The following is a 16618-nucleotide window of genomic DNA, read 5'->3' as shown; positions in this document are numbered from 1 at the left end:
CTCCTTGCGTAAACAGACAAACAAGTTAACTCTTTTAGTTATTAGACACCATGCCAGCCGACCGCAGTGGTGTTTCGGCCCGCAGGGGTTCTTCGACGATGTCCGACTCAGGCGACGGACCGCTCCAGGACGTGGATCCCGCAGGCCGAACCGAGCCCGATGACGTGGGCCAAACCGACTCGCGCACCCTCGATCTGGCGATCACCGGCCTCACCGCGAAGGTGGTGGCAGACCTCCCAGACGTTGGCGATACCGGTGGCCGAGATCGGGTGTCCCTTTGATTCCAGGCCGCCGGAGACATTGACCGGCGTCGTGCCGGTGCGCCACGTGGCACCGCTCTCGAAGAAGTCGACCGCATTGCCGGGCTCGCACAGACCGAGGTTGTCGTAGTGGACGAGTTCGGCGGTGGCGAAACAGTCGTGCAGTTCGACCAGATCCAGATCCGACGGTCCGATGCCGGCCAGCTCGTAGGCCTTCTGCGCCGCGTTGCGGGTGAGGGTGTTGACGTCGGGCAGCACCTGGCAGGCTTCCTGCCACGGGTCGGAGGTGAGGACCGAGGCCGAGATCTTGACCGCGCGTCGACGCTGCTCGAGCGAGAGCTTCGACAGTTCGCTGTCGCTGACCAGGACCGCCGCAGCCGCGCCGTCGCAGTTCGCCGAACACATGGACCGGGTGTTCGGGTAGGCGATCATGACGTCGTTCTTGATCTGCTCGGCCGACATGGATTTCGTGTAGGCCGCAAGCGGATTGAGCGTCGAATGCTCGTGGTTCTTCTCGGCGATGCGGGCGAACAGGTCGAGCGGGACGCCGGAGTAGTCGGCCTCGTGGAGGTATTCCATGCCGACCTGGGCGAACACGCCCGGCATCGCCTCGGTGCCGACGCGTCCGTCGAGTCCGGTCACGGCACCGAACCGGCCCTGCGGTGTCCACTCGTTGCCGGCCGAGGGCTTCGCCCGCCCGCCCAGGAGTCCGGCGCCGGCCAGCTTTTCGACGCCGACGGCGAGAGCGTAGCGGGCCTCACCGGCCTTGATGGCCATCACCGCGGTGCGCAGCGCGGTGGCGCCGGTGGCGCACGCGTTGCTCACGTTGTAGACGGGAATGCCGGTCTGGCCGATCTGCTTCTGCAGGGCCTGACCGAATCCCGGCGGTGCCATGATGTTCCCGGCGGCCAGCACGTCGATGTCCGACATGGTGATCCCGGCGTCGGCGATCGCGGCCAGAGAGGCCTCGGCGCCCAGGTCGACCACGTCGCGATCGAGGTGCTTGCCGAACTTGGTCATGTAGATACCCAGAATCCACACGTTCTCCGACATCAGACTGCCTCCCCATTTCCGGATGTATCCGGTTCGAATCCGAAACCGATTGCCTCGACGCCGTTGTCATCGGTCCCGACCACATAGGTCGCCAGGCGCAGCGGCATGCCCAGGGTGATGTTCTCGGGAGTCGGGTCGGTGTTGATGACGTTCCCGCGGACATGGGTTCCGTCGCAATCGATCACGCCGGCGACGAAGGGTACCGGGACGCCGGGGGCCGCGAAGGACACGATCGTGTAGGTGCGTAACGTCCCGGTGGTCGGGACGTCGACATCGGTGAACTCGGTACCGAAGCACGATGCGCACGCGTTCCGGTGGTCGAAGTACCGCGCCGAACACTTGGTGCACTCGTGCGCGATGAGGTGAGGTTGATCGCCGAGGACGAGGTAGTCGACGATGGGCACCGCACCGGGCTGGGTGTCCGCCGAATCCGGCGGTGCCGCGGTGGATGTGGACGTGTCGGTCATGTGGAGTCGTTCCCTTTCGTGTGCGGGTATGTGCCGTCAGACGTGCCGGCCGCTGGCGGTCCAGAACTCGTCGCGAAGAGTGCGTTTCAGGAGCTTCCCGGTCTCGGTGCGCGGCAGCGTCTCCCGGAACTCGACGCTGCGCGGGCACTTGTAGCGGGCGAGCCGTTCTTTGCTCCAGGCGATGAGCTCGTCGGCGAGGCCGTCGGTGTCGGTCGCCGAATCTGCGGTCACCACCAGGGCTTTGACCTGTTCGCCCCATTCGGGATCGGGGATTCCGATGACCGCGACGTCGGCGACGGCGGGATGCGCCGACAGGACACCCTCGATCTCCGCCGGGTATATGTTCACGCCGCCGCTGATGATCATGTCCTTGGCGCGGTCGCAGATGAACAGATAACCGTCGTCGTCGAGGTATCCGATGTCGCCGATGGTGAACGACCGTCCGCGGAAAGCCGACCTGGTGGTCTCGGGGTCGCCGCGGTACTCGAAGGTCGAGGTCGCCGACTCCAGGTAGACATTGCCGATCTCGCCGGCCGGCAGTTCGTTACCGTCGTCATCGAGGATGCGCACCGCCATACCCGCAACAGCACGGCCGACGGTGCCCGGCTTCTCCAGCCAGCGGTGGGGTTTCGCGATCGTCGCGGCCCCCTCCATCCCGCCGTAGGTCTCCCAGATCACCGGACCCCACCAGTCGAACATCTGCTTCTTGACCTCGAGCGGGCACGGCGCCGCAGAGTGGGCGACGACCTTCAGGCTCGAGTGGTCGTAGCGGTTGCGGACCTCCTCGGGGAGTCGGAGCAGGCGGACGAACTGGGTCGGCACCATGTAGGCGGTCGTCACCCGATGCTCGTCGATCATCCGCAGCGTGTCCTCGGGGTCGAACTTCCCGCCGATGGCGAGTGCCTGGCCGACGTTCAGGGCGCCGAGGTAGAAGCCTTGACAGCCACCATGATTCATTCCTGTCGAAACGAGGTGGACGCCGTCGAAGGGCAGGAACTGGAAGGCGCGACCGAAGGTGGACATGGCATTTGCCGCAGCCGACGGTTCGAGCGCGGGGAGCGGACGCATGACGCCCTTCGGCTTGCCGGTGGTGCCCGACGAGTAGGAGATCGCACCGCCGAGGACCCGATTCTCCGGAAGGGTGTCGGGATGCGAGGCGATCAGTTCCTCGTACGGCAGGAAGCCCGGGATGTCACCGCCGACGGCCACCGCGAGTTTCAGCGTGTCCGTGTTGCCGACGTCGCTCATCCGGTCGGCGAAGTCGGGGTGGACCGCCACGGCCACCGCACCCGAGTGTTCGAGGATGTCGATGAACTCGGCCGCTGACAGCGCGGGATTCAATGCGAGATAACGGATTCCCATCTCCGCGCAGGCGAGCTGCCAGATCACCGGATAGACGTCGTTGGGCAGCGCGTAGGCGACGATGTCGCCGGCACCGAGGCCCTGTGCGCGCAATGCGTGTACAAGTCGATGCGCGCTGCCGGTCAGCTCGTCGTACGTCATCGTGCGTCCGCTCGGGGAGGCGACGATCGCCGGTCGGTCGGGATGATCCTCGGCGATCCACCAGACGCCGAGTCGACGGTCCCAGGGGTGTTTCACGTCTACCTCCGTCAGTCTCCGCCGCACGGCGGAGGCCAAATAGTTGTATCAGTTATCTGTTTCCCGAGCCAGGGTCATCGGTAGGTGGGCGGATCGTTCCGTCGCGGCTGCGCCCGCCGGACCTCGGCGGGCTGGTTGCCGATGTGGGTGTAGGCCATGCCGTTCTGCAGCGCGGCGCTGCGGGTCATGTCGAGGGATTCCCAGATGGCGCGCACTGTGCCCTGCACCGCGACCGGGTTGCGGGCGGCGATCGACGCGGCGATCTCGTGGGCACGCGACCGCAGGTTCTCGCGCTCCACCACCTCGGTGACCAGGCCCAGGCGCAGTGCGGTGTCGGCGGTGATCCGCTCCTCGGTGCCCATCAGTGCCCAGCGCAGGACGTCACCCAGGGGCACGCCGCGGTTGAGCATCCCGATCGGTTCGAGGGCCGAGACGATGCCGCCGTTGGCGTGCGGGTCGAAGAACTCCGCATCGGCCGAGGCGATGATGATGTCGGATTCGTTGAGGAAGTACTGGGCGCCGCCGGCGGCCATGCCGTGCACGGCGGCGACCACCGGCTTCCACACGCGGTGATGGATCTTCGGCGACAGCGTGACGCCGGGATCGAAGGTGTTCCAGACGTTGTCCTTGGCGAACCAGGACGTACCACCCTTGATGTCGGCGCCGGTGGAGAAGGCTCGGTCGCCGTTCGCCTGGATGACCACGGCGTGGACGTCGGCGTCCTCGCGGATGGTCGTCCATGCCCACTCCATCTCCGCCGCCATCGTGTCGTCGAAGGAGTTCAGGGCCTCCGGACGGTCGAGCGTGATGGTCGCGACGTGGTCGTCGGAGACCTCGTATTCGATGGTCGTGAGGGTGTCGGCGGTGATCGAGGAGGGGGCCTCGGAGTGCTTCTCGTCAGTGAGTTCCGTAGTCACAGAACAACTCCCGGGGTGTCGACGGCGCTCTTGGCCGAAACTGTGAATGTGGTGACAATCATGCAAATCAGTGTACTATTACAACCTGGATCGAGAAGCCGATTACTGGGAGCGATGCATGGGGAGTCTGGACGGCCGCGTGGCCATCATCACCGGGGCTGGGCGCGGAATCGGACGGGAGCATGCGCTGCTGTTCGCCCGCGAGGGAGCGGAGGTCGTGGTCAACGATCTCGGGGGCTCGCGTGACGGCAGCGGTGCCGACGCCTCTGCCGCGGAGCAGGTGGTCGAGGAGATCAAGGCCCTCGGCGGCAAGGCCGTCGCCAACCACGACGACGTCGCCTCCTGGGAGGGGGCGCAGTCGCTGATCAACACCGCGGTCGAGTCCTTCGGGGACCTTCACGTGCTGGTCAACAATGCCGGCATCCTTCGCGACCGGACCGTCGTCAACATGTCCGAGGACGAATGGGACGCGGTCATCAAGGTTCATCTCAAGGGGCACTTCGCGCCGCTGCAGAACGCTGCGGCGTACTGGCGCGAACGGTCCAAGATCGAGCCCGGCGTCAAGCGCGCGGTCATCAACACCAGCTCCACCTCGGGTCTCTTCGGCCAGCCCGGTCAGGTCAACTACGGTGCGGCCAAGATGGGCATCGCCGCGATGACCATGATCGCCGCCGGCGAGCTGGCCCGGTACGACGTCCGGGTCAACGCCATCGCGCCCGCTGCGTTGACACGCCTGACCGCCGGGCTGCCCGGCGTGCCGGACCCGGAGAAGGGTGAGCAGGCCGGGCCGATGGACCCGGCGAACGTCTCCCCGTTCGTCGGTTACCTGGGGACGGAGAACTGCCCGATCACCGGTCGGGTCTTCTTCGTCATGGGCAACAAGGTCAAGCTGTTCCAGCCGTGGGCGATCATCGACTCCATCGAGAAGCCCGGCGACGAGCGCTGGACGATCGCCGAGCTCGAGACCGAGGCCGCACGTCTGGCAACCGTTCCCTTCGACCTCGGCAACTGGCGGGACTGACATGGCCGTTCGGCGATTCCCGATCGAGTCCGGCCACGTTCAGCAGTTCGCTCGTGCGATCGGGGACACCGCCGAGGTGTACTCCGATGCGACCGCCGACGCCGGCGGGCTCGACGGCGCGGTCATCCCGCCGACGTTTCTGCAGGCGAGTGCCCAGTTCGATGCGGACTATCAGCTGCGCCCGAAACCAGGGAAGGCGTGGATCGGGTCCGGGGCCGACCCCACCGGCGCCGGAGCACCGCGGACAGGAGCACAGAACGCGACGCCTCGCGACGCCGCATCGCCCGACGCGAAGCACACCAGCAATGTGCTGCACGCCGAACAACGCTTTCACTTCGTTCGACCGGTGCGGGTGGGTGAGATCCTGCGCACGTCGGTGCGGACCGGTGACACCTGGGAGAAGAAGGGGCGCAAAGGGGGAGCGATGGTCTTCACCGAATCCGTCACCGACTACCTCGACGAGTCCGGCGAGGTGGTGGCGACCGCCACCGCCGTCGCCGTGAGCACCGCCCCCGCGGAGAAGACGTCATGAGCGTGGACACGTCCACGCCGACCGCCCAGCCCGTCGTCGGCGACACCCGCGAGGCCATCCTCGTCGAGGACCTCTCCCGGACCCAGATCGTGCAGTACGCGGGTGCGTCCGGCGACTACAACCCGCTGCACACCGACGAGCTGTTCGCGCGCGAGGTCGCGGGGGTACCAACGGTTTTCGCGCACGGGATGTTGACGATGGGGATGACCGGCCGGCTGGTGACCGACTGGTTCGGTGCCGCCGCGGTCGAGGACTACTCGGCGCGGTTCGTCGCGCAGGTGTGGCCCGGCGACACCCTCGTGGGACGCGCCACCGTCACCGAGGTCGAGGCGATCGAGCGAACCGAGACCACGCGGGTGCAACTGGTGCTCGAGACAACCAATCAGCGCGACGAGACCGTCCTGAAGGGCACGGCGACCGTGTTGCTCGACCGTGAGGTCGATCTGATGCCAACCGATGGCAACGAAAGGTGAACCTCCCATGACCAGCGTCGCAACCCCGACCATGTCGGTGACCAACCTGGCCGATCCGGTGATGTACTACAACCCGTATCCGCGGTACGCCTACCTCCGCGAGAATGAACCCGTCTCCCGCCTGAAGGCCCCGATGATGGTGCGCGGCACCGGATATATGGTGACCCGGCACGCCGATGTCCAGGCACTGCACACCGACGAACGCTTCTCCACCGACTCCATGCGCTACGGCGGTGCGGCGCGATTCAACTGGATGCTCCCGCAGACCATCAAGCTGCTCAGCGAGACGATGGTGTTCAAAGACGACCCGGAACACAAGCGTCTTCGTACCCTGGTGCACAAGGCGTTCACCCCGAAACTGATTGCGGGGATGAGCGATCAGGTCACCGACATCGCCAACGAACTGGTCGACGAGTTGGCCCGCAAGAAGGACGTCGACCTGGTCAACGACTACGCGGTCGAGCTCCCGCTCCGGGTGATCTCCTCGATGCTCGGCGTCAACGACGCCGACCGCGCGGAGTTCCACCACCTGGTCAACAAGATGACCGAGGACTCCGGCGCCGGTCCGATCGGCATGGTCCGCCGGATGCCCGTCGCGAACAAACTGCTCAAGTTCATCCAGCATCTCGCCGACGAGGCCCGCGCGCATCCGGACGAGAACCTGATCTCGGCGATCGTCGAGGCCCGCGAGGACGGCGACCGTCTGACCGATCGCGAAGTGCTCGGCATGATCTTTCTGTTGCTGCTCGCCGGCCACGACACGACGTCGAACCTGATCGGCAGCAGCACATTGGCTTTGGTGCGCAACCCCGAACAACTGCAGGCGCTCCGCGAGGACGAGGCGCTGTGGCCCACCGCCATCGAGGAGTTGCTGCGGTACACGACCCCGGTGGCGTGTGCGGCCCCGCGTATCGCCATCGAGGATGTCGAGTTCGCCGGCACCCACATCCCGCAGGGCAGCCAGGTGGTCGGCATGATCATCTCCGCCAACCGCGACAAGGAGGTGTACGACGATCCGGAGTCACTGGACCTGGCGCGCTTCCCGAACAAGCACATGTCCTTCGCGTTCGGCGCGCACTACTGCCTCGGCCATCACCTGGCCCGCCTCGAAGGCCGTGTCGCGTTGCGCACCCTGATCGAGCGGTTCCCCTCCCTCGAGGTGAGAGTGCCCGACACCGACCTGCGATACAAGGCGACCCTGTCGCTGCGCGGTCTGAAGTCGTTGCCGATGCGCGTCGGTGGGTGACACGACCATGAGCCAGACCTCCACGAAGAACGACTCTTCGGCAGATGCCGACTTCGATCACCCGATCAGAGATGAGGACATCGAGAAGGCCAAACTCCTCCTCGGCCTCGAGGCGCCCAAGAGCATCGACGAGTTCTATTCCGTCGCAACACCTGACGCGCTGCGAAACTTCACCCGCGCCTATGGTGACGACAACCCGCTGTTCACCGATCCCGCGTACGGCGCACGGACACGGTGGGGAAGCCAGATCGCGCCGCCGATGATGCCGATCGCGCTGTCGCGCAAGATGCTCGGCGACCCGATCCCCGAGGACATCCGCCAGGCCACCAAACGTCTCTTCTCCGGCGTACACCTGTTCGTGTCCGGGCAGACCAGCGAGTGGTTTCGTCCGGTGCTGCCGGGTGACGAGCTCTACGGCTTCGGCGGACTCGAGTCGATCGAGGAGAAGACCAGCGAGTTCGCCGGTCGCTCGGTGATCCGTGTGCTCCGGACGGTTCGGGTCAACCAACGGGCCGAGGTCGTCTCCATCGACCGTGTCATCCTCATCGCCACCGAACGCAAGAAGTCACGCGAGCGCGGCAAGAACATGAGCATCGAAGCCGCGTCGTACACCGACGATCAGATCGCCGAGATCGACGAGATCTACGCGGCGGAGGGTCCTCGCGGTGCGCAGAAGCGCTGGTTCGAGGACGTCGAGATCGGGGAGAAGCTGCGGCCGATGGCCAAGGGTCCGCTCACTCTGACCGACATCATCTGTTTCCACTCGGGCGGTTACGGTTTCGCGCCCTACGGGATCGCCCACGGGCGTCTCGGTTACGAGAACCGGCAACGAAAGCCCAAGTTCTACATCAAGAACCAGGCCGGTATCCCCGATGTGGCGCAGCGTCTGCACTGGGAGAACGAGTGGTCGCAGTCCATCGGCAACCCGATGGCCTACGACTACGGCGTGACCCGCGAATGCTGGCTGACCCACTTCGTCACCGACTGGATGGGCGACGACGCCTGGCTCGTCCGCCAGCACGACGAGATGCGCAAGTTCAACTACATCGGCGACACCCAGATCATCACCGGCGAGGTCGTCGGCAAGCGGGTCGTCGACGGTGTCGGCCACGTCGACCTCGAGTTCCGCGCCACCAACCAGCGGGGTGAGGTCACCGCGCCGGCGACCGCGACCGTCGCGCTGCCGAGCCGCGAACACGGACCGGTGCTGCTGCCGAAACCCGCGGAGGAGTTGGAGCGCACCGCGATCGAGATGATGGGGCGCCATCGGGAACTCCTCTACAGCGCCGGTTCGGAGCGGAAGGCAGGCAGGTGACCGCATCGGTGAACGGCACCGTGGGGATCGCCGAACTCGCCGCACGACGCGGCGGCTCGGTGATCGACACCGGCACCGACGTCGTCGCGGCCTCGGTCGTCGACCGCGTGGGCCTCGTGGTCCTCAACCGTCCGGAGCGGCGAAACGCGCTGCACCCGGGTATGTACGAGGCGGTACCGCGTCTGCTGATGGAGTTCGCCGCAGATCCCGAGATCGGGTCCGTGCTGATCACCGGGGCCGGCACCACGTTCTGCGCCGGCGGGGACGTGCGCCGCAAGGTGGAGAACGCCGGCGGCAGCATCGAGGAGCGGGCCGCCGGCCTCACCCACAACGCACGGATCTCCACGCTCCTGCACGACATGCCCAAGGTGACGATCGCGGCTCTTCCCGGCGCCGCTGTGGGTGCGGGTCTGTCCATTGCGCTCGCGACGGATCTGCGGATCGCCGCGTCGTCGGCGAAGCTGGTCGCCGGCTGGGGCGACCTCGGATTCTCCGGTGACTTCGGCGGGACCTGGTTCCTCACCCGGCTGCTCGGTCCGTCGCGGGCGATGGAGTTCCTGGTGTCCGGCGAGCCGATGTCGGCGCCGCAGGCCCAGGACTGGGGTCTGGTCAACCGGGTGGTCTCCGACGCAGAGCTCGCCGAGGCAGCCCTCGACTGGGCCACCGCCGTCGCGGCCGGTCCGCGCCAGGCCTGGGCGGCGACGAAGGGCAACGTGCTGCGCGCTGCCGAGATGAGTTTGTCCGAAGCGCTCCCGCTGGAGAGCGAACAGATGGTGAGATCGGGTATGACCGACGAGCACAAGGCTGCCGTCCGCGCCTGGATGGAACGCGCGCAGATGGACCGGGCGGCGCGCAGCCGGGAGGGCCGATGACGGCAGCCGAGGTGACCGACAAGAAGTCCACCGGTCCGGCGAGGCGGGCTCCGAAGGGCCTGCCCGACGAATTGCGGTCCTGGATCGTCGACGTGACCGGTGCAGAGGACGTCACGGCTCGGCAGGTGCCGGGTGGTGCGAGCCGTCAGGCATGGTTCGTCGACGCCCACGGTGGCCGGGCCGGCAGCGGCGAGCTGTTCCTCCGCTATGATCCGCGGGAACCGAAGCCGGGCAGTGCGTTTCATCCGCTGTCGGTGGAGGCCGAGATCATGGCGGCGCTCAACCGGGCCGGTGCCTGCATACCACGCGTCGTCGCCGCTCACCCGACGCTGCAGGCGGTGCTGCTCGAGCGCGTCGGCGGCGAGACGTGGTTCTACCTCATCAAGGACCCGGACGAGCAGGTCACCGTCGCCCGCGACTTCATCGGCAAACTGGCCGCGATCCACCGCATCGACCCACGTGAACTCGACATCGCCTCACTCGGCCCGGTGAAGACGGTGCCGGAACACCTCGACGACGAACTCGCCGGCATCCGTGCACGAATGGGACGGAAGTCGGCGCCGGCGCCGCTGCTCGCGTTCTGCGTCGACTGGCTCGAACGCAACAAGCCCGACTACGACGGTCCGCCGGTCCTCGTCCAGGGCGACACCGGTCCCGGCAACTTCATGTACGCCGACGGTGAGGTCACCGCGATCGTCGACTGGGAACTGGCACACCTCGGGGACCCGATGGACGACATCGCGTGGCTCTCCCTACGCAGTGCGCAGGACCCGTTCACGCACTTCCCCGATCGTCTCGCCGACTACGAGCAGCTCACCGGGAACCGCATCGACGTCCAGCGAGTCTGGTACTACCGGCTTCTCGCCGAAGCGAAGATGTCGACGTTCCACGATGGCGTCGATGACCGACGCGGCGCCCTCGTCGTCGGTTCTCCCGACGCCGGGAACAGCATGATCTACGGGATGCTGCACCGCAGGCTACAGATCGAGGCGCTCGGACATGCTGCGGGACTGGACATGTCACGACTCGACTTCGCACCCGAACCAGGAGATGACGCGAATCAGCATGTCTTCGAGGCCACGCTCGAGGTGTTGCGCGCCGCCGCCCGCACGGCCGGTGACCCACTCGCTGCACGCTGGACCAAGGGGGCGGCGAGACTGGTGAAGTACCTCAAGGAATGCGACCGGGTCGGCGACGACCTCGACGCCGACGAACGTGCCGAACTCGCCGCGCTCCTCGGGGAGGAGCCATCGAGTATCGAGACCGGTCGCGCCGAACTCGCGCGTCGCACCATCGAGGGGACGATCGACGTCGGTGACTACGTCGCGCAGATGTGGCGATCGGTCCAGCGCGACGACTACCTGATGCGGACCGCCTCCGGTGCGCTCTACGAACGCACCTGGCCTCCGCTCACCGACGACCATCCACATCCAGACCCCCAGAAGACCTCCCGGGAGCAGCAATGAGCATCGCCCTGACCGAAGACCACGTCGAACTGGGTTCGGTGGTCCGAGACTTCACCATCGAGCGCAAGGTGCGCGCCGAGGCCCGTGCACTTCTCGACGCCTCCGAGGAGCAGCGGCCCACGTTCTGGAAAGAACTGGCCGAGGTCGGTTGGCTCGGACTGCACGTCGCCGACGAGTACGGCGGTTCGGGATACGGCATCGCCGAACTCGTCGTCGTCGTGGAGGAACTGGGCCGCGCCGTCGCTCCGGGTCCGTTCCTGCCCACCGTCATCGCCTCATCTGTCCTCGGTCACGCCGACGAGGAGCTGCGCGGTCGATGGCTCCCCGAATTGGTCGACGGATCGCTCACCGCCGGTGTCGGACTCGCGTCGTCTCTGGAGGCCTCCGGCGATGCCGTCTCCGGCAAGGTCGGCGCGGTGCTCGGTGCGCCTCTCGCCGACATCCTGATGCTCATCGACGGCGATGACGTGCTGATCGTCGAGTCCTCCGCGAACGGGCTGAGCGTCGAGACGAAGGCCGATCTCGACCCGACCCGCCGTTCCGGCAAGGTCACGCTGACCGACACGCCGGTCACCCGGATCTCCGGGATCGGCTCGACCGCATTGGCTCTCACGAGAACACTGGTCGCCGCGGAAGCCGTGGGTGGTGCGCAGGACACGCTCGAGTCGGCCGTGGCGTATGCGAAGGTGCGCGAACAGTTCGGCCGGACCATCGGATCGTTCCAGGCGGTCAAACATCATTGTGCGAACATGCTCGTCGGTGCCGAGGCCGCGACCGCGGCCGTGTGGGATGCCGCCCGCGCCGCCGACGAAGGGGTCGAGGCCTTCGGTCTCACCGCCGCCTCGGCCGCCACGCTGGCGCTGCCCGCGTATTCGACCAACGCGGAACTGAACATCCAGGTCCACGGCGGAATCGGCTTCACCTGGGAACACGATGCGCACCTCCACCTGCGCCGGGCGACGGTGCTCAAGGGATTGTTCGGCGGGCAGGAACCGGCCCGGGACGTGTTCACGTTCGCGGCGTCGGGGATCGCCCGCGCCAACAGCCTCGATCTGCCGCCCGAGGCGGAGGAACTACGGGTCCGCGTGCGGGCCGACATCGCCGACATCGCCGCTGCCGAAGGTGAGGCGGCGCAACGCGAGAAGCTCATCGAGACCGGGTACGTGATGCCGCACTGGCCCAAGCCGTGGGGCCGTGCCGCCGACGCCGTCGAGCAGCTCGTGATCGAGGAGGAGTTGGCCGCGGCGGGTGTGAAGCGTCCCGAGTACAGCATCACCGGCTGGGTCATCCTCACCCTCATCCAGCACGGAACCCAGGATCAGATCGACCGGTTCGTGAAGCCGGCCCTGCTCGGCGACGAGATCTGGTGCCAGCTGTTCTCCGAGCCCGACGCCGGCTCTGACGCGGCCGCGGTGAAGACCCGGGCGACGCGCGTCGACGGTGGCTGGCGGATCAACGGACAGAAGGTGTGGACCAGCGGGGCGCATCTCTGTAAACGGGGCCTGGCCACGGTCCGGACCGATCCGGAAGCACCGAAGCACAAGGGCATCACCGCCGTGCTCATCGACATGTCCGCGCGGGGCGTCGAGGTGCGGCCGCTGCGTCAGATCACCGGTGGCGCCGAGTTCAACGAGGTGTTCTTCACCGACGTCTTCGTGCCCGACGCCGACGTCGTGGGTGAACCCAACGACGGGTGGACGGTGGCCCGGGCGACACTGGGCAACGAACGCGTGAGCATCGGCGGCGGCACCGCCGGCAGCGAGGGTGCCGCGACCTACATGCTCAAGCTCGCCGAGCGCTATGCCGACGGGCTCGAGGGATCGAGGGTGAAGATCGGCGAGTTCCTCGCGGTCGAGGATGCGCTCCGCCTCCTCAACCTGCGTCGTGTTGCCCGTTCGGTCGCGGACGCGGGGCCGGGGCCGGAGGGCAATGTCACCAAATTGCTTCTCGCCGAGCACATCAGCGACCGCGCACGGCTGTCGGCCGAACTCATCGGCCCCGACGTCGCGTTCCTCTCGGGAGCGGGCAAGATGGCCGGTCTGCTGGTGCTCGCGGCGCGCGGTATGTCGATCGCCGGCGGTACCTCGGAGATCACCCGGAATCAGATCGCCGAGCGGATCCTCGGCCTGCCCCGCGATCCGCTCAACCGGTGACGGCGGACTTGGGGGATGGTCGGAGAGTGCGCAACATCCCGTCGGTCGTCGACAACGACTACACGTATTGGACCTCGGGTTGGGACGACGTATTGCGCCTTCCGTTCTGCGAGGCATGTGACCGATGGTTCTTCCCGCCGGCCGACACGTGTCCGCAGTGTTCCGGTCTGGTCGGATTCCGGGACACCACCGGGACCGGAACGGTGTTCACCTACACGGTGAACGTCCAGCGCTACAACCCCGATCTGCCGACGCCGTATGTGATTGCCCTGATCGAGCTCGACGACCAGGCCGGCCTCCGGATTCCCGGGAACGTCGTCGGCTGCGAACCCGACGACGTGAAGATCGGCATGCGCGTGGGGGTGGCGTTCGAACCGGCGACGTCGCGCGACGAACCGAATGGTGAGCTGTTCGTCCCGGTGTTCTTCCCGACCGACAGCGGGACCGGTGCGGACCCGGACGGAGGTGATCGTCGATGAGCTCCTACCCGGAACAGGACGCCATCATCTCGGGCATCGGTATCTCCGACATCGGTCGCAAGACCGGCACGCCGGGAATCGATCTGACGATGCAGAGCGTGAGAGCGGCGATCGCCGATGCCGGGCTCGAGCCCACGGACATCGACGCGATCCTCACCCTCGGTGACACTCCGGCCGACGAGACCGCGCAGCAGCTGGGCATCGAACCCGGGAAACTCGGCGGCCCGTACGGCGATGCGGGGCTGTTGGCTCCCGTGCAACAGGCAGCGGTGGCCGTCGGGGAGAAGCGTGCCCGCCACGTCCTGGTGTATCGAACGGTCCAGATGATGGGCGGTACCGTCGACCGGCCGAAGCGGCCGGGGGAGAAGCCCCGGCCGCGGCGCGATCCCCGGCCGGTGATGAGTGATGTTCCGTACCTCCTGGCGGCCGACGCGTATTCGGCGGCCAACTGGCTGGCAATGCACTGTCGTCGGCATATGTACGAATACGGCACCACGCGTGAGCAACTGGGTGCGATCGCGCTCAACGCCCGCGCGAACGCGGCGCTCAACCCCGCGGCCGTCTTCCGCGACGCGATGACGATGGACGACTATCTGGGCGCCCGCACGGTGTCGACGCCCTTCGGTCTGTTGGATTGCGATGTCCCGGTGGATGGTTCGATCGCGGTCGTGGTCTCTCACCGTGACCACGAGTCGTCGGCGCCGAATCCGGCGATACGATTCGCCGCCATCGGCGGCGCGAGCGGGGTCGGAGGCTGGACGCAGCGTCCCGACTATCCGAAGATGGCTGCGACCGAGGCTGCGTCGACGCTGTGGAGCCGGACCGATCTGACCCCGGCGGACGTCGACATCGCCGAACTCTACGACGGTTTCACGTTCCTCACGCTCGCCTGGCTGGAAGCGCTGGGCTTCTGCGGTGATGGTGAGGGCGGGCCGTTCGTCGAAGGCGGCATCCGGATCGGACGTGACGGCGAGTTGCCGCTCAACACCTATGGCGGACAACTGTCGGCAGGACGGATGCACGGCTACTGGGTGCTGCACGAAGCGTGCCTCCAGTTGCGGCGGGAGGCCGGTGATCGTCAGGTCGCGAAACCGCTCGATGTCGCCGCGGTGTCCGTCGGAGGCGGACCCATCGCCGGCTGTCTGCTGTTGACCCGCTGACTTCTTGTGAGCGCTGACCAGAGATGAGGGACATGTCCACGCTGCCCGAGGAGATCCGTACGACCGCCCGCGATCACGGCGCCACCGAGGTCGTGTTCCACAGTGCGGTGCGGCCGGTCGAGACGGCGACCCTGGCCGACCTCTACGAGCAGGCCGCCGCGGTGGCCGCAGGGCTGCGTGCCCGCGGTGTCGGCGCCGGGGATGTGGTGGCGATCCAGCTGCCGAACTGGCGCGAGTGCGTGGTCGCGCATTCGGCGGCCTGGCTTCTCGGCACCACGGTGCTGCCGATCGTGTCGATCTACGGGCCGTCCGAACTGTCGTTCATCCTGCGCCAGTCCGCGGCCAAGATCTACATCGGACCGCGCACCTGGCGCGGACGCGATTGTTTGCCGCTGTTCGACGCGGCGTCGGAGATCCCGACGATGCAGCATCTGTTCGTGGTCGATGCGTCGGGCGAGGCTTCGGCGGATCAGCGGACGGAGTTTCGTGAACTCCTCGACCACGACGCCGCGGGATTCGAGCCGTACACACCGGCCTCGCCCGCCGAACGCGCACTGCTGGTGTACACCTCGGGTACCACCGCCGACCCGAAAGGCGTGCAGCACAGCCACACCACCCTGATCGCCGAGGTGCGCTCGATGGAGGAGCATCGCGGCACCGGGGACGAGGTCAGCAGCCTGGCGGCGTTCCCGTCCGGGCACATCGCCGGCGTGCTGGGCATCCTGCGCCTGTTGGGCCGCGGCGCGACCACCGTCCTCATGGACGCCTGGGATCCCGCGGTGGCGGCAGAACTGGTCTCCTCCTATCGCATCGAATCGTCGGCCGGAGCACCGATCCATCTCGCCGGAATCCTGGAGGCCGCGGACCGCGCCGGCCTCGATGTGTCCTCCCTGACCGAGTACACGACGGGCGCGGCCAACGTCGCCGCCGAGTTGATCCGGCGTGCAGACGGATTCGGGGTCCACGCCTTTCGCTGTTACGGCTCCACCGAGCATCCGACGATCTCGTCGGGGTCGACCGACGATCCGCTCGACAAGCGCGCCAACACCGACGGTCGCATCACCCCGGGCACCGAGGTGCTGATCGTCGATGACAACGACCGCCCCGTCGAACCCGGTGTGGACGGTGAGATCCTCTGCCGCGGACCCGAACAGTTCCTCGGCTACACCGACGCGACGCTGGACACCACGAGCTTCGCCGGCGGATGGTTCCGTACCGGCGACGTCGGAAACCTCGACGCCGACGGCTATCTCACGATCACCGACCGCAAGAAGGACATCATCGTCCGCGGCGGCGAGAACATCTCGTCGAAAGAGGTCGAGGACACTCTGCTGTCGCATCCGGCCGTCGCCGAAGCCGCCGCGGTCGGCATGCCCGACGAAAGGTACGGCGAGAAGGTGTGCGTGTTCGTCGTTCTTCGGAACGGAGGGCACCTCGACCTGGACGGCATCCGCGACCACTTCACCGGCGCCGGGCTGGCGCGGCAGAAGATGCCGGAGCGGCTCGAGGTGGTGGACGTCCTGCCCCGGACGGCGAGTGGCAAGGTCCGCAAACCCGAACTGCGGGCGCAGATCCGGGAGTTGCTCGCGCAGGCGTGACCCTTCG

15 protein-coding genes are annotated in these 16618 nt (G+C 67.1%); 11 read left to right on the top strand and 4 right to left on the bottom strand.

The annotated features are described in order from the left end of the window. Nucleotides 1-107: 107 nt before the first annotated feature. The 4 genes from NWF34_RS03405 to NWF34_RS03390 all read right to left on the bottom strand — a co-directional run bounded on the left by NWF34_RS03405 (nt 108) and on the right by NWF34_RS03390 (nt 4248). A complete protein-coding gene (locus NWF34_RS03405) occupies nt 108-1313 on the bottom strand; it encodes a thiolase family protein (RefSeq protein ID WP_024499708.1) in 1206 nt (401 codons plus the stop codon). After that, entirely contained in the window at nt 1313-1780 is a 468-nt protein-coding gene (locus NWF34_RS03400) for a Zn-ribbon domain-containing OB-fold protein (protein WP_024499709.1), read from the bottom strand. Before NWF34_RS03400 ends, NWF34_RS03405 begins: the two co-directional genes overlap by 1 nt. A 36-nt stretch (nt 1781-1816) precedes the next feature. After that, a complete protein-coding gene (locus NWF34_RS03395; RefSeq protein ID WP_024499710.1) occupies nt 1817-3379 on the bottom strand; it encodes an AMP-binding protein in 1563 nt (520 codons plus the stop codon). 74 nt (nt 3380-3453) lie between these two features. Continuing rightward, nucleotides 3454-4248, bottom strand: coding sequence for an enoyl-CoA hydratase/isomerase family protein (locus tag NWF34_RS03390; RefSeq protein ID WP_024499711.1), 795 nt, complete (start codon nt 4246-4248; stop codon nt 3454-3456). A gap of 166 nt (nt 4249-4414) precedes the next feature. Here NWF34_RS03390 and NWF34_RS03385 point away from each other — a divergent pair, with 166 nt between their 5' ends. Genes NWF34_RS03385 through NWF34_RS03335 form a run of 11 tightly spaced genes read left to right on the top strand, consistent with a single transcriptional unit; the run spans nt 4415 to nt 16611 of the window. Continuing rightward, nucleotides 4415-5317 carry an SDR family oxidoreductase gene (locus tag NWF34_RS03385; RefSeq protein WP_024499712.1) on the top strand — a complete coding sequence of 301 codons (903 nt, stop codon included), beginning with the start codon at nt 4415-4417 and terminating at the stop codon, nt 5315-5317. A gap of 1 nt (nt 5318) precedes the next feature. After that, nucleotides 5319-5849, top strand: coding sequence for a MaoC family dehydratase N-terminal domain-containing protein (locus tag NWF34_RS03380; protein WP_024499713.1), 531 nt, complete (start codon nt 5319-5321; stop codon nt 5847-5849). Next, entirely contained in the window at nt 5846-6322 is a 477-nt protein-coding gene (locus NWF34_RS03375; RefSeq protein WP_024499714.1) for a MaoC/PaaZ C-terminal domain-containing protein, read from the top strand. The genes NWF34_RS03380 and NWF34_RS03375 overlap by 4 nt, the downstream gene beginning before the upstream one ends. 7 nt (nt 6323-6329) lie before the next feature. Continuing rightward, complete coding sequence (locus NWF34_RS03370; RefSeq protein ID WP_024499715.1) at nt 6330-7568, top strand: cytochrome P450; 1239 nt, start codon at nt 6330-6332, stop codon at nt 7566-7568. 7 nt (nt 7569-7575) lie between these two features. Next, entirely contained in the window at nt 7576-8883 is a 1308-nt protein-coding gene (locus NWF34_RS03365) for a MaoC family dehydratase N-terminal domain-containing protein (protein WP_024499716.1), read from the top strand. Then, nucleotides 8880-9755 (top strand): enoyl-CoA hydratase/isomerase family protein, encoded by an 876-nt coding sequence (locus NWF34_RS03360; protein WP_193748687.1) that lies wholly within the window; start codon nt 8880-8882, stop codon nt 9753-9755. The genes NWF34_RS03365 and NWF34_RS03360 overlap by 4 nt, the downstream gene beginning before the upstream one ends. Further along, complete coding sequence (locus tag NWF34_RS03355; protein WP_051349654.1) at nt 9752-11221, top strand: phosphotransferase family protein; 1470 nt, start codon at nt 9752-9754, stop codon at nt 11219-11221. Before NWF34_RS03360 ends, NWF34_RS03355 begins: the two co-directional genes overlap by 4 nt. Then, a complete protein-coding gene (locus NWF34_RS03350; RefSeq protein WP_024499719.1) occupies nt 11218-13374 on the top strand; it encodes an acyl-CoA dehydrogenase in 2157 nt (718 codons plus the stop codon). The genes NWF34_RS03355 and NWF34_RS03350 overlap by 4 nt, the downstream gene beginning before the upstream one ends. 26 nt (nt 13375-13400) lie before the next feature. Beyond that, nucleotides 13401-13853, top strand: a complete 453-nt coding sequence (locus NWF34_RS03345; RefSeq protein ID WP_024499720.1) for a Zn-ribbon domain-containing OB-fold protein — start codon at nt 13401-13403, stop codon at nt 13851-13853. Continuing rightward, a complete protein-coding gene (locus tag NWF34_RS03340) occupies nt 13850-15013 on the top strand; it encodes a thiolase family protein (RefSeq protein ID WP_024499721.1) in 1164 nt (387 codons plus the stop codon). Before NWF34_RS03345 ends, NWF34_RS03340 begins: the two co-directional genes overlap by 4 nt. Nucleotides 15014-15045: 32 nt before the next feature. Next, nucleotides 15046-16611, top strand: a complete 1566-nt coding sequence (locus NWF34_RS03335; protein ID WP_081712467.1) for an AMP-binding protein — start codon at nt 15046-15048, stop codon at nt 16609-16611. Nucleotides 16612-16618: the final 7 nt, after the last annotated feature.

Origin of the sequence: Gordonia sp. GONU (assembly GCF_024733855.1) — a bacterium.
GTDB classification, from domain to species: Bacteria; Actinomycetota; Actinomycetes; order Mycobacteriales; family Mycobacteriaceae; genus Gordonia; species Gordonia amicalis.
Note: the sequence above shows the minus strand (reverse complement) of the source record. Positions and strands in the feature narration are given on the sequence as shown.